Origin of the sequence: Pseudomonas fluorescens (assembly GCF_902497875.1) — a bacterium.
Lineage (GTDB): Bacteria > Pseudomonadota > Gammaproteobacteria > Pseudomonadales > Pseudomonadaceae > Aquipseudomonas > Aquipseudomonas fluorescens_BR.
In genome coordinates this window covers 75,545-95,212 of sequence record NZ_CABVHY010000022.1, presented here as the reverse complement: position 1 = coordinate 95,212, position 19,668 = coordinate 75,545, and the positions used below count along the sequence as shown (strand labels likewise).

Genomic DNA, 19,668 nt, shown 5'->3' with positions numbered 1-19,668 from the left:
CGCGATGAGGCCCTTACAGACGCCCGAGAACTACAACCCCTCCAGCTCCGCCATCAGATCATTCAACCGGTCGACCTTGTCCTCGGTCATGTCGGTCGCGGCAAGCCCGTCGATGTAGCCCGCCAGTTCTTCCACCGTGCTGCACTCGAACATCGCTCGCAACGGTACGTTGCGTTGCAGGGCTTTTTGCACCCGCGAGGCGATTTGCGTGGCGAGCAGCGAGTGGCCGCCGAGTTCGAAGAAGTTGTCGTGGATGCCGACGCGTTCGACCTTGAGCACCTCGGCCCAGATGTCGGCCAGGGTCTGCTCCAGTTCATTGCGCGGTGCCTGGTAGTCCTGGCTCTGCAACTGGCCGATCTCCAGCACCGGCAGGGCCTTGCGATCGAGTTTGCCGTTGGCATTGAGCGGCATGCGTTCCAGCCACAGCCAATGCAGCGGCACCATGTATTCCGGCAGCTCGGCGCGCAGGCGCTGCTTGATTCGCTCCAGCCATTCGCTCGGATTCAGCACCGACTCAGCCGCCACCAAATAACCGACCAGATGTTTGCCGTTGACGCCCTCCTGCACACCGACCGCCGCTTCGCGGACTTCCGGTTGCTCATGCAGACGCGCTTCGATTTCCCCCAGTTCGATGCGGTAACCGCGAATCTTCACTTGATGGTCGATACGCCCGACGTATTCCAGCACCCCGTCACTGCGACGTCGTGCCAGATCACCGCTGCGGTACAACCGCTCGCCAGCCGCGCCAAACGGGTTGGGTACAAACACCTGAGCAGTGCGCAACGGGTCGCTGACATAGCCGCGCCCTACCCCGGTACCGGCCACGCACAGCTCGCCCACGGCGCCCTGCGGCACCAGTTCCAGGGCACCGTCGAGCAGGTACAAGCGGTTGTTGTCGGTCGGCGTCCCGATCGGCAGGTAACTGCCGCGAGTCGAAGCCAGATCGACGCGGAAGAACGCCACGTCGTCCGAGCACTCGGCCGGACCGTAGGCATTGACCAGGCCGATGTCCGGGTAGCGCAGCAACCACTGGTGCGCCAGTTCCGGCGGCATCGCTTCACCGGTCGGCAGCATCCAGCGCAGACCGTCGAGGCTCATACGCTCCTGGGCAAGCATGCCTTGAATCAGCGACGGTACGCTCTCCAGCACCGTGATGCCCTGTGCCTGAACATGCCCGAGCAAGCCTTGCGGATCATGGGCGATGCTGTTCGGCACGATGTCCACCCGCGCACCGAACAAGGGTGCAGCGAGGAATTGCCAGACCGAGATGTCGAAGCTCTGCGAAGCGGTCTGGGCGATCACATCCGCCTCGGTCAGTTGCAGATACGGCACTTTGCTCAACTGGTTATTGAGCATGCCGCGCTGCTCGACCATCACCCCCTTCGGCAGGCCGGTGGAACCCGAGGTGTAGATCACATAGGCAAGGTTGTCCGGGCCGCTGTAGATGCCTGGATTGCCCGGTGAATAGATACCCTGCTGAATCTCCTCCCACACCAACAGCCGTGGTCGGTTGGAACAGGCGAACTCCTCGAGCAAGGCCAGTGCCTGTTCGCGGCAAGCCTCGCTGCACACCAGCACCGGCGTGCGGCTCAGCTCGATGATCCGGCTCAGGCGTTGACTCGGCAGTCCCGGGTCTAGCGGCAGGTATCCGGCACCGGCCTTGAAGCTGCCGATGATCATGCCCAGCAGTTCAAGATTGCGTTCGGCCAGCAACGCCACCGGCTGATCCAGCCCGACACCGGCCGCGACCAGGGCATGGCCGAGGCGGTTGCTGCGCTGGTTCAGTTCGGCATAGCTGTAGTGCTGATCGAGGCAGCTGGCGGCGACCCGCTGCGGATGCTGAGCGACCCGGGCTTCGAACAGTTCGAGGTAACTCTGCTCCAGTGGATAATCGTGGTCGCTCTGGTTGCAACCCTGGATCAGGAAATCCTGCTCCTCGGCACTTAACAACGGCAGGTCCGCCATATCGCCATGGAAGCCGTCGACCAGGGCCAGCAGCAGGCGCTTGAATTCACCGAGCATGCGCTGGACGGTGGCTTCGTCGAAGTATCGCTGGTCATAGGACAGGTGCAAGCCGAGGTCGTCGCCCGGGTAGCAGACTGCGGTCAGCGGGAAGTTGGTATGAGTCCGGCCCGAGTCAGAAGTCGCCTTGAGGCTTTGCGCGCGGTCCAGCACCGAGATTTCCACCGGGGCGTTTTCGAACACGAACAGGCTGTCGAACAGCGGCTGGCCCTTGGGCAGTTCGCTGTTTTCCTGAAGGGTCACCAGCGGCAGGTAGTCGTACTCGCGCAGCTCCATGTTGCTTTCCAGCAAGCCACCGAGCCACTGACGAACACTGCAACGCTGAGTGTCTTCAGGCATCTTCACCCGCAGCGCGATGCTGTTGATGAACAGGCCGACGGTGCGTTGCATGTGCGGCATGTCCACCGGACGCCCGGCCACCGTCACGCCGAACAGCACGTCACGATCGCCGCTCAAGCGCCGCAGGACCAAGGCCCACGCCGCCTGGGCAAAGGTGTTGACCGTCAGTTGATGCTGCTGCGCCAGTTCACGCAATTGCGCACCGTCGCGGGCATCGAGGCGGGTGTAACAATCGCCGACCAGCATGCCGCCACTGTCACCGGCATGTTCGCGCAGGAACGGTCGATCACTCGGGATCGGTGTGGTGCGTTCGAAACCTTGCAGGTTCTGTCGCCACCACTGGCGTGCTTCGGCCAGGCTCTGACGTTGCAGCCAACCGATGTAGTCGCGATAGCGCGGCGCCAGCGCCAGCTGCGCTTCACGGCCTTCGCCAAGGGTGGTGTAAATGTCGAAGAAGTCGTTCATCAACAACGAGCGACACCAGGCATCGATGAGGATGTGATGGTTACTCATCATGAACCAGTAACGGCCCACGCCAACGCGGATCAGCCGCAGGTGGAACGGCGCCTGATTGAGCAGATCGAATCCGCTTTCACGCTCGCGCTTGAGCAACGTCTGCAAACGCGGCTCTTGCTCGGCTTCAGGCTCGGCACTCCAGTCCAGATACTCGATCGGCGTGCTGCCGGGCTTGTGGATAATTTGCAGCATGTCTTCGCCGACGTTCCAGCAGAACGAGGCCCGCAAGGCTTCATGCCGGGCAATCACCGCCTGCCAGGCCTGAGCGAAGCGCTGTGGGTCGAGCTCGCTGTTGATCCGGTAGCGGTCCTGCATGCAGTAGAGACCGGTGCCTGGCTCCAGCAGGGTGTGCAGCAACATGCCTTCCTGCATCGGCGTCAGCGGGTAGACATCTTCGATAACGGCAGCCGGCACCGGCAGCGAATCCAGTTGCAACTGAGTCAGGTGCGCCAGCGGGAAGTCCGAGGGTGTCAGGCCGCCTGCATCGTCCTCGAGGCAGTGCTCGATCAGGCTCTGCAATTCGTTCAAATAAGCATCCGCCAGTTCGGCAATGGTCTGCCGGTCGTGGCGTTCGCGGCTGAAGGTCCAGCGCACTACCAGCTCACCGCCATACACCTGGCTGTCGATGCTCAGCTCGTTGGGCAGCGGCGCCTCCGGGTCATGGGCGGGACCGACCGATTCGTCCAGTGGACGCAACAGTGCATCGGTGCCGAAGCTCTGATCGAACTGCCCGAGGTAGTTGAAGGTGACGGGAGCCATCGGCAAGGCGGCCATGGGCTGCTGGCACAGTTCATCGGCCAGGTAGCGCAGCACGCCATAACCCAGGCCTTTGTGCGGTACCGCGCGCAGTTGCTCCTTGATTGCCTTGATCGAAGCGCCCTGCCCCGCGGCATCTTCGATCTGCACCGGGGTCAGGCGCAGCGGGTAGGCGCTGGTGAACCAACCAACGGTGCGGGTCAGGTCGATCTCGTCGAACAGCGTTTCGCGACCATGGCCTTCCAGCTGAATCAACGCTGATTCAGCGCCGCTCCAGCGGCACAGCACCCGCGCCAATGCAGTCAGCAGCAGGTCGTTGACCTGGGTGCGATAAGCGCTTGGCGCCTGTTGCAGGAGTTGCCGGGTGCGCTGGGCATCGAGGCGTACGCTGACGGTCTCGGCGTGACGGTTTTGCTGACCACCTTGAGGACGCTCGCAAGGCAGGTCGCCGTTTGCGCCGGCCCGTTGCGACTGCCACCAGCCAAGTTCTTCGCGCAAGGATTCGCTGCCGGCATAGGCCTGCAAACGCGCCGCCCAATCGCGCAAGGCGCTGGTTTTCGCCGGTAACCGAATGGCCTCCCGGGCTTCCAACTGCCGGTAAGCCGTTTGCAGATCCTCCAGCAGCACCCGCCACGACACGCCGTCGACCACCAGGTGGTGTATCGCGATCAACAGCCGTTGCTGCCCCTCGGGCCCGTCCACCAGCAGGGCGCGCATCAACGGCCCCTGCTGCAGATCGAGGCTGCGCTGGGCATCGGCAAACAATACCGAGCATTGATCCAGCGCCGGCACCCGCACTTGCCAGAGCACAGTAGCCTCGCAGACCGGTTGATGCTCGGCACGCCATTGGCCGGCCACCTGGCTGAAGCTCAACCGCAGCGCGTCGTGTTGCTCCAGCACCGCGAGCAGCGCCTGCTCCAGCCGATGGGGCTCAAGGGCCACGGTCGGCTCCAGCAACAACGCCTGGTTCCAGTGCTGACGCTGGGGAATATCGGTGTCGAAAAACCAGTGCTGAATCGGCGTCAGGCCCGATCCGCCGCTGAGCAGGCCTTGTTCGGCGCTGACCTGCTCCTGGCGGGTGGCGACGGTCGCGAGGGTCTGCACCGTCTGATGCTGGAACAGGTCTCGCGGGCTGAAGTGAATGCCCACCTGCCGGGCCCTGCTGACCACCTGAATCGACAGGATCGAATCACCGCCCAGTTCAAAAAAATTGTCGTTGAGACCGACTTGCCCGAGGTTCAACACCTCGCACCAGATCCCGGTCAACGTCAGTTCAAGCGCGTTGCGTGGTGCCACATACTGCTGACGATTCAACTCAGGGTCCGGCGCTGGCAACGCGCGGCGGTCGAGTTTGCCGTTGGCGGTCAGCGGCCAGCGAGCCAGCAGGATCAGGTGCGTCGGCACCATGTAATCCGGCAGCCGGGATTTCAGCTGAGCCTTGACGGATTCGCGCAGTGCGGCTTGTTGCGCTTCGTCCTGCTCGGCTACTTGCGTGACCAGATAACCGACCAACTGTTTGCCGCCCGGTGCGTCGAGCGCCAGCACCACGGCTTCGCGCACCGATTCATGTTCCAACAGGCGGGTTTCGATCTCGCCCAACTCGATGCGGAAACCGCGAATCTTCACTTGGTGGTCAATACGTGCGAGGTACTCCACCAGACCATCGGCGCGCTGGCGCACCAGGTCGCCGGTGCGGTACAGACGTCCACCGCCGGAGACGAAGGGATTCGCCACGAAGCGTTCGGCCGTCATCCCCGGACGCTGGTGATAACCCTGGGCCAGGCCGGCGCCACCGACATAGAGTTCACCGCTCGCACCTTGCGGCACCAGCGCCAGATCGGCGTCGAGGATGTACGCCAGCCGCGCGCCGATCACGCTGCCGATCGGCACACTGCCGGCGCCCTCTTCCAGTTGCTCCGGCGCCAGACTGGCCAGCGGCATGACCACGGTTTCGGTCGGACCGTAGGCGTTGAAGAACAGGCTCGGGGTAAATGCCGCGCGAATTCGTTGCAGGTGTTCGCCGGTCAGGGCTTCGCCACCGGTGATGCACATCCGCACTGGCAGGGTTTCGACCTGGGTTGCCAGCCATTGCGCCAACTGGCTGCCGTAGCTGGGGGTGAAGCCGAGAATATTGATTCGATGCTGACGAATCAGTTGGCAGATTTCCTGCGCATCCCATTGACCCTGGGCGCGCACTACCACCTGTGCGCCGCTCAACAGCGGCACCCACAGGCGCTCGGTGGCGGCGTCGAAGTTGATCGAATAGAAGTGCAGCTCGCAGTCGTCCGGGCGCATGCCGAAACGCTCGATCACGGCGCGACAATGCATGGCGATTTCGCCGTGGCAGACCACCACGCCTTTCGGCTGACCGGTGGAGCCCGAGGTGTAAATCAGGTAGGCCTGATGCTGTGGCAGGCTGATAAACGGCAGTTCGCTGGCCGGGTAATTGGCCAGTTCGGCGGCGTCCTCTTCCAGGCACCAGCGGGCGACTGTTGCGGGTAACGCACCAAGTGCCTCGAACATTGCGGCATCGCTCAACAGCAAGCCAATCCCACTGTCCTCGATCATGTAGTGCAAGCGCCCCAGCGGGTATTCCGGGTCCAGCGGCACATAGGCGCCGCCGGCCTTGAGGATCGCCAGCAGGCCGATGACCATCTCCAGCGAGCGCTCAAGGGCCAGGCCGACTCGCACTTGCGGGCCGACTCCACGTTCACGCAGCATCCAGGCCAGGCGATTGGCGCGACTGTCGAGTTCGGCGTAACTCAGGGTTTGTCCGGCAAAGGTCAGCGCCGGAGCGTCGGGACGGGCCAGGGCCTGCGAGCTGAACAGCTGATGAATGCATTGGTCGAGCCGATGGTCACCCGCCTCGATGCCGAGACCGTCCAACAGGTTCTGCTGTTCGTTAGCATCGAGCAACGGCAGTTCACTGAGACGCTGCCGCGGATCGGCGAGCAAGGCTTCCAGCAAATTGCGCCAGTGTCCCGCCATCCGGGCAATGCGCGGCTCGTCGAACAGGTCGGTGCTGTAGGTCAGGCAGCAGCCGAGGCGATGGTCGAGGTCGGTGACTTCCAGGTTGAGGTCGAACTTGGTTGCGCGGGCATCGTTGGCCAGGTACTCGACCGTCATCCCCGCCAACGTACGGCTCTGCTGGAACTCCCAGCGCTGGACATTGCACATCACCTGGAACAACGGGTTGTAGGCCGTGCTGCGCGGTGGCTGCAAGGCTTCGACCAGATGATCGAACGGCAGGTCCTGATGGGACTGGCCCTCGATCACGGTGTGCCTAACCTGCTCGAACAACTCGCCGACCGACATCTGTCCGTCGAGCTGGCAACGCAGCACCTGGGTGTTGAGGAACGCGCCGATCAAGCCTTCGCTTTCCGGACGAATCCGATTGGCCACTGGCGCGCCGATGCGCAAGTCGGTCTGGCCGCTGTAGCGGTACAGCAGCACGGCCAGCGTGGCGGTCATGGTCATGAACAGGGTCAGGCCATGTTGCGCATTGAACGCCCGTACCCGTGCGGCAAGCTCAACGCTCAGGTCGAAGCGATACAGCTCACCCCGGTGACTTTGCACTGGCGGCCGTGGCCGATCAGCCGGCAGCTCCAGCAGCGGATGTTCGTTGCCCAGTTGCGCGGTCCAGTAATCCAGCTGGCGCTGACGTTCACCGGACTCCAGCCATTGGCGCTGCCAGACGCTGTAATCCAGATACTGCACCGGCAGCGGTTCGAGCGGCGACTCGCGGTCGTCGAGAAAGGCTTCATACAGCGCACTCAACTCGCGGGCGAAGATGTCCATCGCCCAGCCTTCGGTGACGATGTGATGCAGGGTCAACACCAGGTAGTGTTCATGCTCGCCGGCCTTGACCAGACAGGCGCGCAGCAGCGGGCCGGTTTCCAGATCGAAGGGCCGGTGGGCTTCGCTGTCGGCCAATTGCTGCAAGTGTTGCTGGCGGGTCTGGGCATCCAGCGCCGAGAAATCCTGCCAGGCCATGCGCATGCCGGTTTCGGGATGAACCCTCTGTTGAGCCACTCCGTTGACGCTCGGAAAAGTCGTGCGCAAGGTTTCGTGGCGCATGATCAGCGCTTGCAACGCCGCCTCGAAACGCCCGACATCCAGCACTCCGCGCAAACGCGCCATACCGCCGACGTTATAGGCCGGGCTGTCCGGCTCCATTTGCCAGAGGAACCACATGCGCTGCTGGGAATAGGACAACGGCACGGGTTGGCTGCGGTCGACCTTGTCGATCGGTGGCTGCTTGTTGCGTTTGCCGCACGCCTGAACCAGACGCACTTGCTCGGCAAAATCGCCCAACTCACTGGCCTCGAACAACGCCCGCAACGGCAGCTCGACATCGCAGGCCTGACGGGTCCGGGAAATGATCTGGGTGGCCAGCAACGAGTGGCCGCCGAGGGCGAAGAAGTCGTCGCGCAGACCGATCCGCGCCTGACCCAGCACTTCACGCCAGATCGCCGCGAGCTGTTGCTCCAGCGCGGAGTTCGGTTCGAGGTGTTCGCGCACTTGCCATTGCGGCTCCGGCAAGGCGCGGCGGTCCAGTTTGCCACTTGGGCTCAGGGGCATTTCATCCAGCCGCATCAACTGCGCCGGGACCATATACTCCGGTAGCTCGGCGGCCAGCGCGGTTTTCAGGCGTGCGCTTTGCGCCTGTTGATCTTCAGTGAAATCCGTCGCGGTGTAGTAGCCGATCAGCTGCGCACCGGCCGCCGTCTCGCGCACCAGCACCACGGCCTGTGCCACATCGCCCTGGGCCAGCAGACGCGCTTCGATTTCTTGCGGCTCGACGCGAAAGCCGCGCAGCTTGACCTGCTGATCGAGGCGCCCGAGGTACTCGAGCACGCCATCGGCAGTCCAGCACGCCCGGTCTCCGGTACGATACAAACGCGTGCCGGCCTCGCCCAGCGGATCGACAACAAAACGCTCGGCGGTCAATCCCGGACGCCCGAGATAACCCCGGGCCAGGCCGGTGCCGCCAATGCACAGCTCGCCCGGTACTCCGGCCGGCAGTGGATTGAGTTCAGCATCGAGCACCCGACAGAGCACGTTACCCAGCGGTCGGCCGATGGGCGAGCGTTCGCCATCGGTGGTGGTGCAGTACCAGTGGGTGACATTAATCGCGGTTTCGGTCGGACCATAGCGGTTGTGTAACTGAACGGCCGGCAGTTGTTCCAGCACGCGGTTGCGCAGTTCAGCCGGCAAGGCTTCGCCACCCGAGAACACCCGGCGCAGGCTGCTGCACTCGCTCACCAGCGGCTCGTCGATAAACAGTTGCAACAGTGGCGGCACGAAGTGCAGCGTGGTCACGCCATACTCCTGGACCAGCTGGGCGATACGCTGCGGATCGCGATGTTCACCGGGAGCGGCAATCAGCAAACGGCAGCCGGTGATCAGTGGCCAGAAGCATTCCCAGACCGAGACATCGAAGCTGATCGGCGCCTTTTGCATCAGCACGTCACTGGCGTCCAGCCCATAGGTAGCCTGCATCCATGCCAGACGTTCGCTCAATGCGGCGTGGGTATTGCCGACGCCTTTGGGCTGGCCGGTGGAACCCGAGGTGTAGATCACGTAGGCCAGGTTGTCGCCGTGCAGATGCAGACCCGGCGCATGACTTGGCCAACTGTCGAGCTTGAGGCTGTCCATGGCGATGGCGCTGACGCCGTCGGTAACCGGCAGGCTGTCCAGCAGGTGGCTCTGGGTCAGCAGCAGTTCGACGCCGCTGTCGCTGAGCATGTAGGCCAGACGCTCGGCCGGGTAGTCCGGGTCGAGCGGCACGTAGGCACCGCCGGCCTTGATGATTGCCAGCAGACCGATCAACAGTTGCGGCGAACGTTCAGCAGCGATTGCTACGCAAACGTCGGGGCCGACGCCTTTGTCGCGCAGGTAGTGGGCCAGGCGGTTGGCCTGGGTGTGCAGCTCGGCAAAATCAAGACTGCCACCTTCCCAGACCAGCGCCGTGCGTTCCGGGGTCTGCCGCGCCTGTTCATTGAGCAGCTCAGGCAGCCACTGCATTGCCTGCGCACAAGGTGCGGCGCCCCACTGTTGCTGCTGCGTCTGCTCAAGGGGACTGAGCAATTGCAAATCGCCGATGGCCCGTTCAGGGCGCTCGCAGACTTCGCGCAACAGGCTGACGAAGTGCTCGCTCAGGCGCTCGATGGTCGCCGCCTCGAACAGTTCGGCGGCGTAGTCGAAGGACAGACTCAGGCGACCGTTGCGATCTTCTTCGCTGTGCAGTTGCAGATCGAACTTGGCCTCGCGACTGTGCCACGGCAGCTCTTCGGCGAGCAGTCCCGGCAGACGGCGCAAGGCACCGAGGTCGCGCTGTTGATGGTTGAACATGACCTGGAACAAGCCTTGTTCCCGCGCCTGCGGGAAGGCCTCGACCAGCTGTTCGAACGGCAGGTCTTGATTGGCCTGTGCGGCCAATGCCGCTTGACGGGTCCGTGCCAGCAGCTCAACGAACGGCAAGCGTGAATCCACTTCACCGCGCATCACCTGGGTGTTGATGAAAAAGCCGATCAGCCCCTGGGTTTCCAGGCGTGGGCGGTTGGCATTGGGCACGCCGACCCGAATATCCCGCTGGCCGCTGTAGCGATGCAGCAGGCTCTGGAAGGCAGCGAGCAACAGCATGAACGCCGTGGCTTGGTGAGCATGGGCCGTCTGGCGAATGGCTTCGCTCAAGCTCGCATCAAGACGCAGGCTGTGACGCGCGGCACTGTGCACCTGTTGTGCCGAACGCGGGTGATCGGTGGCCAGACTAAGGGGCGGATGCTCGTCACCCAGTTGTTCTTTCCAGTATTCCAGTTGACGCTGGCCCTCCCCTTGCGCCAACCACTGGCGCTGCCAGCTGCCATAGTCGGCGTACTGCAGTGGCAACGGCGCCAGCGTGGCGGCGTGGCCCTGGGACGCAGCGGCATACAGCCGCGAGAACTCGTCGATCAGCACGTTCAGCGACCAACCATCGGCGATGATGTGGTGCATCGTCACCAGCAGTTGATGGTCTTCGTCCTCCAGGCGTACCAGTGTCACCCACAGCAGTGGACCTTTTTCCAGATCGAACCGGGTGCGGGCTTCGTCCTCACGGATCTGCCGGGCGTGGGCTTCACGCTCGGCGGCTGGCAAGTCGCTGATGTCGATCAGCTGCAGATTGAACTCGCCTGCTGCATCGACTCGTTGCAAGGCCACCCCGTCGCGCTCGAAGAAGCGCGTACGCAGGGATTCGTGACGCTCGACCAGCTGCTGGAAACTGGCGCGCAAGGCGTCTTCGTCCAGCTCGCCACGCAGGCGCAGGGCGCCGGGAATGGTGTAGGCGCTGCTCTGCGGGTCCAGTTGCCAGGTGATCCACAGACGGTTTTGTGCCTGGGATTGCGGTAAGGCTTCAGTTCGTGGCAACCGGCTGATCGCACCCTGGGCCAGGCCGCCGTCCTGTTGCTGTTGCGCCACCAGGGCGGCAAAGGCACCGAGAGTCGGCGCTTCGAACAGCAGCCGCAGATTCAGCTCCAGGGCCAGCTCTTCTCGCAGTCGCGCGACGACCTGCGTGGCGACGATCGAGTTACCGCCCAAAAGGAAGAAGTGATCGTCAGCGGCCACCTGTGCAACCTGCAGGTGTTCGCACCAGATCCGTGCGATCTGGCTCTGCAGACCGGAGGTCGATTCGTTGCTTATCGGGTCGACATCCGCCTGCGGATCAGGGAACCGCGCATAACTGTCGAGGCTGCCATCGGCTAAACGGCTGCGACAGGCCGAGCGTTGCAACTTGCCGCTGGAAGTCTTCGGTAACGCCCCGGGATTGAGCAGCACCACCACGCTCGGTGCTTCCTGGCAAGCCTCGGCCACCGCTTGGCGAATGGCGTTGATCAGCGCTACGGGCGGGAGAATTTTCTGCACGCTACGGCTGATTTCCGCGGCGATGCCGATGCCCTCGTGGCCTTGATTGTTGACCGCGAATGCCGCGACCCGGCCCTTGCGCACCACCTCCACTTCACGCTCGATGGTCTGCTCGATGTCCTGCGGATAGAGGTTGTGCCCTCGGACGATCAGCATGTCTTTAAGGCGTCCGGTGATGAACAGTTCGCCGTCGCGGATAAAGCCCAGGTCACCGGTACGCAGCCAGGTGCGCCCGGCACGTTCGATGAAGGTCTTGGCCGTGGCCTTGGGGTTGCGCCAGTAGCCGTGGGCGATGCTCGGACCGGCTGCCCAGACTTCACCCACCTGGTTGTCATCAAGCGCTGCAAGGCTTTGCGGGTCAGCGATCAACACCGCGTGCTCGGGCTGGCTGCTGCCGCAACTCATGATCGGACTGCCCTCGCCCGGCTCGGCGCGGTGTTGCGCCAACGCCTGTTCGTCCAGGCGCAATGCCGGGATGCCGTGGCCGCGAGTGCCACCGGCAACGAACAAGGTCGCTTCGGCCAGACCATAGGAAGCGAAGAAGTTGTTCGGGGTGAAACCACAGGACGCGAATTTCTCGGCGAAGCGCTCCAGGGTGTCCAGGCGAATCGGCTCTGAACCGGAATACGCCACGCGCCAGCCGCTCAGGTCCAGACGTTCCAGCGCCGATTCGCTGACCCGCTCACTGCACAGGCGATAGGCGAAATCCGGCCCGCCACTGATAGTGCCGCCGTATTCGCTGATCGCTTCGAGCCAGCGCAATGGCCGGGCGAGGAAGTACGCCGGCGACATCAGCACGCAGGGCACGCCGCTGAAAATCGGCTGCAGCAAGCCGCCAATCAGTCCCATATCGTGGTAGAGCGGCAGCCAGCTGACAATCACGTCATCGGGGTTGAGATCGATGCCGAAACCGTGGCGGATCAGCAACTCGTTCGCCACCAGATTGCCGTGGCTGACTTGCACGCCCTTGGGCAACGCGGTGGAGCCAGAGGTGTATTGCAGGAATGCGATGTCGTCCGCGTGTAACTGCGGCTCGATCCAGCGTTCAGCCAAGGCAATGTCCAGGGCCTCGACACACAGCAGTGGCGGCGCGTTTTGCGCCTGCAGCTCGCTCATCTGCAACAACGCATCGCGCTGCTCGCCGCTGGTCAGCAACAGACACGGTTCGGCATCGGCGATGATCGAAATCAACCGCTGCTGATGATGGCGACGGGTCGACTCCGGCGGATAGGCCGGCACCGCAATCACCCCGGCATACAGGCAAGCAAAAAAGGCCGCGACGTAATCCGGACCACTGGGGAACAGCAGCACCACCCGATCCCCCGGTTCGGTGCGAGCCTGCAAGGCCGCGGCAATGGTCCGCGCACGAAGGTCCAGGTCGCGATAACTGAGGACCACAGCCTGCTCCGGGGTTTCACCGAGAAAACGCAACGCCAGCCGATCCGGCGTCAGGGTCGCTCGACGTTGAAGGGCCTGGACCAGAGTGCTGGGGAGTTCGAACGCGTCCATCATGAGGTTTCCTGCCTGAATTCGGCTTGCCATTGGAATCGGGTTTTCAAAGGTCACACGCGCAAAAATGCGTGAAGACCGCGGGCCTCGATCGATCGCGCGAGGCCGCTGGAGAGCGGGGTTAGCGGGCGAGTTGCCGGTAACCATTCACCAATGAGAACGGATGGCACCCAGGAATAATTAGTCCGCAGCTTCGACAGGGCTACTGGCTGCAGCCCGGCAACGTGCAGCAGTTCTCACTCCGCTCAATCGGGCCGCATTAATTCTCTTTCTCAATTGACAATCATTATCATTCAGCCTAATTTGTGGCTCAATGTGTAGGACGGCTTCGCCCCCATGGCCGTCTCGCTAACTACTTCGCAGCAAGGTGATTTCCATGACGGAACCAATGTCCACAAGCAGGTGCGATTCACCGATACTCCAGGCATTCGTCGATAACCGCTTGATCCTGGTGAAAATCGCGGCACGCATAACCGGCTGCCGCTCCCGCGCCGAAGACGTGGTACAGGACGCTTTTTTCCGCCTGCAATCGGCACCGCAGATCACATCGTCATTCAAGGCCCAGCTCAGCTATCTGTTCCAGATCGTGCGCAACCTGGCGATCGACCACTATCGCAAGCAGGCGCTGGAGCAGAAGTATTCGGGTACCGAAGAGGAAGGCTTGAATGTGGTCATTCATGGCGCGTCACCCGAAACCTCGCACATCAATTTTTCCACCCTGGAAAACATTGCCGACGCCCTGACCGAACTCCCTGGCCGCACCCGCTACGCCTTTGAGATGTACCGCCTGCACGGGGTCCCGCAAAAAGACATCGCCAAGGAACTGGGCGTCTCGCCGACCCTGGTGAACTTCATGATTCGCGATGCCCTGGTGCATTGCCGCAAGGTCTCGGGCAATCGTGGCGATACCTTTGCCCGGCGTTGAGATAGGTGGCAGGGAAACTTCGAAAACCTTTGGTTGGTAATCCATTTTGTGGCGAGGGGGCTTGCCCCCGTTCGGCTGCGAAGCAGTCGTAAAATCGGTGCACGCGGTGTGCCTGACACAATGCGCTGGCCAGTTTTAGGGCCGCTAGGCGACCCAGCGGGGGCAAGCCCCCTCGCCACAGTAGATGGGTGTCGCGCCCCCTACCTCACGCCAACGCACAGCGATCAAAAAAACGCTCTCGCCCCAGGATCATCAATGCCGCGCGCTTGTGCGGGAAGTCGAATTCTTTCTCGCAGTGGAAACACTGATTCTGCATATGGCTGATCATCCGTGCATTGTCGGCACGCGGCTCGGCCACCACCCGTTGGGTGCGCGGATCGTCGAGAAACAGGTAATGCACCAGCGCCGATAACCAGCTCGCGACCTTGTGCGGGCCGCGATGGTTTTCTTCTCCGACCAGCATATGGATCCCCCGATCATAATCGCCGGCGTCATAGAACGGGGCGATGCGATCTTCCTTCGCCCAATAGGCTTCGAAGTAGGCGAATGGCTGATCGTCGAAACAGCCAATCAGGGTCAGGGTGTGCGGATCGGCCTCAAGCTTGCTCAGGTAGTCGTGGTGCTGCTCGAGGCTGCCGCCTTCCTGCCAGAAGTTCAGCACCCGCGGGCTGTTCTGCCAGCGGTTGAAGCGGGCCAGATCGTTGTCGATTTCCACGGTCCGCAGAGAGACCCACGCGCCGAGGCGCGCATCGAAACGTCGATAGACTTCGCCGCGAGGTTTCAGCGCGCGACGTGGATGACGCTTGCCGTCGCTGATCATCATCTGCTGCGGATAACTGCCTGACGCTGACTCGCCCAACCAGGGTTGCGGCAGTTGCCAGAACAGGGCGCGCTCGCACAGGTACTGGCCAGCATTTGGCGTCGTAACCAGCAGACCACTGAGCAATGCCTCATCCGGTCGCTCATCAAGGTGCCAGGTCAGCTGCCGACATTCGGGGTCACGGGCAAACAGCCAGTAACACGCGGCCCACAGTGCCTGCCCGAGGGCACGGCCGTAGCGTTCGCAGACCCGTAGATGCAGATCAGGATCACGCTCCAGACTCAGTTGGATCAGCAGCTGTCCTTCGAGCATCAGGCTCAGCCGGCTTTCGCTTTGATCGGCGCTGAGGCTGCGGCCCAGGGGCAGGAGCAGGGATGTCAGGTCATTCAGATTGGACATGGGTCGGGCTCACGGTAAGCGTTGACTGTTCAACGATGTGACGTGAGCCGGAGCAGGAAATTTAGGGGGACAATGCAATCAGCGGCTTGCTGGGGTCATTTCAGTTTTGCGCCACTGGCATGACGGCGATCTGGTACGGATCGAAAATCTTCAGCATTTCGCCGTTTTCCCGCAGACGCTTGAGCAGCTCGCCGAACGCCTCACCGCTGATCGGTGCGGTCGGGCGTATCAGTGCATAGTGGTGATACACCTGATCGATACGCTCGGAGACCAGCAGTTGGTCTGCCACCTTGCGATTGCGCAGCAGGTAGTCGCTCAAATATGAACGCGTCACCAGCGCAATGTCTGCCCTGCCCCGCAGCACCATGAGCAGATTACTGTCGTGGGAATAGGTCAGCGTGGCGCTGTAGTTATCGGCGAGGTATTTGGGGTCGGCATTGAAGTTGGCGAAGGCGTAGTGGTAACCGCTGAACAACGCCAGACGCTTGCCTTTCAAGTCGGTGAAATAGTTTTGCTGGTGATCGGGTTTGCGTTGCGCGACAAATATTTCGGCATCTTCCAGGCCCATGTCGACGCTCGAATGAGCAATTTCTTTCCAGCCCCAATCGGGGTTCTCGAAGATCGCCATATCGATCCGGCCTTGTTTGAAGTCGCCGAAACGCCGGGGAATCGAGGTCGGCACCAGCACAAACTGATAGTCGCTTTGCAACTGGTTCAAGGCCTCGACCAACTGCGGCAGCAGCCCCGTATCGGCACCGGTTTCCGGGCGCACGGTATAGGGTGGGAAATGCGCTGCGCCGACCCGTACCAGCTGCGCTGCCGAAGCGGGCAGAATCCATAGCGCACCGAGCGCAACCCACAACATCCGCGAAGCCGTCCGCATTGGCAAAGACCTCAAAGCGACCCACCCCAGGAAATACCGTCAAGCCAGACAAGCTAGGCGTTTTCACCCACTTAAACAACGTGGTACCGAGTATTTAGTCAGTTGCGTTACATTCGCTGAGGATCTGCCAGTACCAGGATCAGCGCTTCATCGGCCAGTTGATCGAGACTCATGCTGCCCTCCGCACGAAACCAGGTGGTGGTCCAGGACAAGGCACCCGTCAAAAAGCGCCGGGTGATAAACACATCGCCTCGGACATAGCCGGCGTCCCTGGCCTCCCCCAACACCTGCAGCCAGATCTGTTCGTAGATATCGCGCAGCGCCAGCACCCTGGCCTGACCCTCTTCGGACAACGAGCGCCACTCATACACCAGCACCGCCATCGCTTCGCCGCTGCCGCCCATGATCGATTGCAGCTCGCAACGGATCAACGCCAGCACCCGTTCGCGCACGCTGCTCGCTTCAGCCAGGGATGCACGCATCAGCGCGGTGTTGTAGAGGATGGTTTCCTCCATCACCGCGCGCAGGATTTCATCCTTGCTTTTGAAGTGATGAAAGATGCTGCCGGACTGGATACCCACGGCGCCGGCCAAGTCACGCACCGTGGTGCGTTCGTAGCCTTTGTTGCGAAACAGGTGAGCGGCCGTTTGCAGCAATTTTCCACGGGCACTTTCGGGGTCGGTCAGTTGCCCCTTGTCGACCAGGTCGCGCATTACCAGCAGGGCTTTTTGCTCGTCCAAGCGTTCTCTCCTGTATGCGCTTCAATCAAGGGTACGGCCGCCCGGTAAACCGGGAGGTTGCGCGGGCATTTTAGCTGGCGAGGACCACCAAGCAAGCGCTTGGATAGAAGATATTTTCAGCGTTTACAAACCAAGCGCTTGCTTGGTAATCTCAAGCCAATTCTATCGCAGAAGGTCTCAGTCATGAGCAGGACCGTGCGTATCGGTTGCGCCAGCGCGTTCTGGGGCGACACTTCTACCGCCGCGGGGCAATTGGTGGAAGGTGGCCGCCTGGATTATCTGGTGTTCGACTACCTGGCTGAAATCACCATGTCACTGCTGGCCGGGGCGCGGATGAAAGATCCCCGGGCCGGTTACGCCACTGATTTCGTCGAAGTCCTCAGCCCGTTGCTCCCGGAAATTTCCCGACAGAACATCCGCGTCGTCAGCAACGCCGGCGGGATCAATCCCAAGGCTTGTGCCGCGGCGCTGCAGGCGGCCTGCGATCAAGCGGGGGTGGCGCTGAAGATCGCCGTGCTGCTCGGCGATGACCTGCAACCGCAGTTCCCGCAATTGAGCGGCCGCGGCATTCATGAAATGTTCAGCGGCGCGCCGCTGCCAGCGTTGTGCGTCTCGACCAATGCCTATCTTGGCGCTCCGGGTATCGTCGAGGCATTACGTCTTGGGGCGGATATCGTCATCACCGGGCGAGTGGTCGACAGCGCGGTGGTCAGCGCCGCGCTGGTGCATGAGTTCGGCTGGTCCTGGCATGACTACGACAAACTGGCCCAGGCCGCACTGGCCGGACACCTCATCGAATGCGGCGCCCACTGTACCGGCGGCAACTTCACTGACTGGCGCGAGGTGCCGGACTACGAGCACATCGGCTTCCCGATTGTCGAAGTCAGCGCCGACAGCCAATTCATCCTGAGCAAGCCCGAAGGCTCCGGCGGGTTGATCACGGCGCTGACCGTGGGCGAACAATTGCTCTATGAAATCGGCGACCCGCAAGCCTATCTGCTGCCCGACGTGGTCTGCGATTTCACCCAGGTCAAGCTCCAGCAACAAGGCAAGAACGCGGTCCGGGTTCACGGTGCCAAAGGCCTTCCACCCACCGCCCACTACAAAGTCAGCGCCACCTACCCGGATGGTTTCCGTTGCACCGCCAGTTGTCTGATAGCCGGGATCGATGCCGTCGCCAAGGCGCAGCGGGTCAGCCAGGCGATCATCGCCAAGACCGCGGAAATGTTCAGCCTGCGCGGTTGGGCACCGTACAGCGAAGTGAATATCGAACTGCTCGGCAGCGAAGCCACTTACGGCCCCCATGGCCGACGCCAGGACAGCCGCGAAGTGGTGATCAAGCTGGCGGTGCGCCATCCGGATAAACAAGCGCTGGTGCTGTTCTCCCGGGAAATCGCCCAGGCCGCGACCGGCATGGCGCCGGGGCTGACCGGGATAGTCGGTGGCCGGCCGACGGTATACCCGCTGATCCGGCTGTTCTCGTTCCTGATCGAAAAATCCGCCTGCCAACTCGACATCGATCTGGCCGGACAACGGCATGTCTGCGCCCTGCCCGAACTCGATCAGCTAGATCCCGCCGCCCTGCCCGTCCCGTTCGAGCCGCCCAGGGCCGAGGGCCGCGCCGACGCCAGTGTGGCGCTGGTCAAGCTGGCAGTCGCACGCTCTGGCGACAAGGGCAATCACAGTAATATCGGGGTTATGGCCCGCGAGCCGCAATTCCTGCCGTGGATTGCCGAAGCCTTGACCCCGGCCGTGATCGTCGACTGGATGAGCCATGTCCTCGACCCGGTCCACGGGCGGGTCGAGCGCTGGTATCTGCCGGGCACCCACAGCCTGAATTTTCTCCTGGAAAACGCCTTGGGCGGCGGCGGTGTCGCCAGCCTGCGGATCGACCCGCAAGGCAAGGCCTTCGCCCAGCAACTGCTGGACATCCAGATTCCGGTGCCCCAGAGCATCGCCGACCTTGTGAACTAGAGGACTGTCGTCGTGGCCTATAACTCCATCTTCAAAGCCGATCTGTTCGCTGGTCAGACCCTCATTGTCACTGGCGGCGGCAGCGGCATCGGCCGGTGCACCGCCCACGAACTGGCGGCCCTCGGCGCCCATGTCATAGTGATCGGACGCAAGGCCGACAAGCTGAAAACCGTCACCGCGGAAATTCTCGAAGACGGCGGTCAAGCCAGTTACCAGACCTGCGATATCCGCGACGAAGACGCGGTCACCGTGCTGATCAGCCAACTCATTGAGAAACACGGACCGATTCACGGTCTGGTGAACAATGCCGGTGGTCAATACCCGGCCCCCTTGGCATCGATCAACCAGAAGGGCTTTGAAACTGTGCTGCGAACCAACCTGGTCGGCGGGTTCCTGATGGCCCGGGAAGTCTTCAACCAATCCATGAGCAAACACGGCGGCGCGATCGTCAACATGCTCGCCGATATGTGGGGCGGCATGCCCGGCATGGGCCATTCCGGCGCGGCGCGTTCGGGCATGGACAACTTCACCAAGACCGCCGCCTTCGAATGGGGCCACGCCGGGGTCCGGGTCAATGCCGTGGCACCCGGCTGGATCGCCTCCAGCGGTATGGACACCTATGAAGGGGCGTTCAAGGCAGTGATTCCGACCTTGCGCGAACATGTGCCGCTCAAGCGCATCGGCACCGAGTCGGAGGTCAGCGCGGCGATTGTGTTCCTGCTCAGCCCGGCGGCGGCGTTTATCAGCGGCAGTACCCTGCGCATCGACGGTGCCGCCAGCCTGGGAGGCCGCGCCTGGCCGATCCACAAGGCGCAGAACAGCGAATCGTACAACGGTTTTCACCGGGCCTACTGGCCCGATGTGCTCAAAGACAAGGAATAAG

Annotated in this window: 7 protein-coding genes; 3 read left to right on the top strand and 4 right to left on the bottom strand. The window is 62.4% G+C overall.

Going from position 1 to position 19,668, the window contains the following annotated elements:
- Positions 1 to 30 precede the first annotated feature (30 nt).
- Positions 31 to 13,047 carry a non-ribosomal peptide synthetase gene (locus F8N85_RS21425; RefSeq protein WP_150805524.1) on the bottom strand — a complete coding sequence of 4,339 codons (13,017 nt, stop codon included), beginning with the start codon at positions 13,045 to 13,047 and terminating at the stop codon, positions 31 to 33.
- A gap of 373 nt (positions 13,048 to 13,420) precedes the next feature.
- On the opposite strand from F8N85_RS21425, the gene F8N85_RS21420 reads away from it, so the two are divergent.
- The gene (locus F8N85_RS21420; protein WP_150805523.1) at positions 13,421 to 13,969 is read left to right on the top strand and encodes an RNA polymerase factor sigma-70; all 549 of its coding nucleotides are present in this window, start codon (positions 13,421 to 13,423) and stop codon (positions 13,967 to 13,969) included.
- Between the two features lie 205 nt (positions 13,970 to 14,174).
- Here F8N85_RS21420 and F8N85_RS21415 read toward each other — a convergent pair whose 3' ends face one another.
- The 3 genes from F8N85_RS21415 to F8N85_RS21405 all read right to left on the bottom strand — a co-directional run bounded on the left by F8N85_RS21415 (position 14,175) and on the right by F8N85_RS21405 (position 16,811).
- Positions 14,175 to 15,188, bottom strand: coding sequence for a GNAT family N-acetyltransferase (locus F8N85_RS21415; protein ID WP_150805522.1), 1,014 nt, complete (start codon positions 15,186 to 15,188; stop codon positions 14,175 to 14,177).
- A 100-nt stretch (positions 15,189 to 15,288) separates the two neighbouring features.
- Positions 15,289 to 16,071, bottom strand: coding sequence for a substrate-binding periplasmic protein (locus tag F8N85_RS21410; RefSeq protein ID WP_191636228.1), 783 nt, complete (start codon positions 16,069 to 16,071; stop codon positions 15,289 to 15,291).
- 107 nt (positions 16,072 to 16,178) lie between these two features.
- On the bottom strand, positions 16,179 to 16,811 hold the full coding sequence (locus tag F8N85_RS21405; RefSeq protein ID WP_150805520.1) for a TetR/AcrR family transcriptional regulator: 633 nt from the start codon (positions 16,809 to 16,811) through the stop codon (positions 16,179 to 16,181).
- A 183-nt stretch (positions 16,812 to 16,994) separates the two neighbouring features.
- Here F8N85_RS21405 and F8N85_RS21400 point away from each other — a divergent pair, with 183 nt between their 5' ends.
- Together F8N85_RS21400 and F8N85_RS21395 are read left to right on the top strand one after the other, a co-directional pair.
- Complete coding sequence (locus tag F8N85_RS21400) at positions 16,995 to 18,785, top strand: acyclic terpene utilization AtuA family protein (RefSeq protein ID WP_150805519.1); 1,791 nt, start codon at positions 16,995 to 16,997, stop codon at positions 18,783 to 18,785.
- A 12-nt stretch (positions 18,786 to 18,797) separates the two neighbouring features.
- Complete coding sequence (locus F8N85_RS21395; RefSeq protein ID WP_150805518.1) at positions 18,798 to 19,667, top strand: SDR family oxidoreductase; 870 nt, start codon at positions 18,798 to 18,800, stop codon at positions 19,665 to 19,667.
- The last annotated feature ends 1 nt before the right edge of the window (position 19,668 follow it).

Excerpts from the sequence above, each read along its gene's own strand:
- F8N85_RS21425 (WP_150805524.1), bottom strand. The coding sequence starts at position 13,047 with ATGATGGACGCGTTCGAACTCCCCAGCACTCTGGTCCAGGCCCTTCAA.
- F8N85_RS21420 (WP_150805523.1), top strand. The coding sequence starts at position 13,421 with ATGACGGAACCAATGTCCACAAGCAGGTGCGATTCACCGATACTCCAG.
- F8N85_RS21415 (WP_150805522.1), bottom strand. The coding sequence starts at position 15,188 with ATGTCCAATCTGAATGACCTGACATCCCTGCTCCTGCCCCTGGGCCGC.
- F8N85_RS21410 (WP_191636228.1), bottom strand. The coding sequence starts at position 16,071 with ATGCGGACGGCTTCGCGGATGTTGTGGGTTGCGCTCGGTGCGCTATGG.
- F8N85_RS21400 (WP_150805519.1), top strand. The coding sequence starts at position 16,995 with ATGAGCAGGACCGTGCGTATCGGTTGCGCCAGCGCGTTCTGGGGCGAC.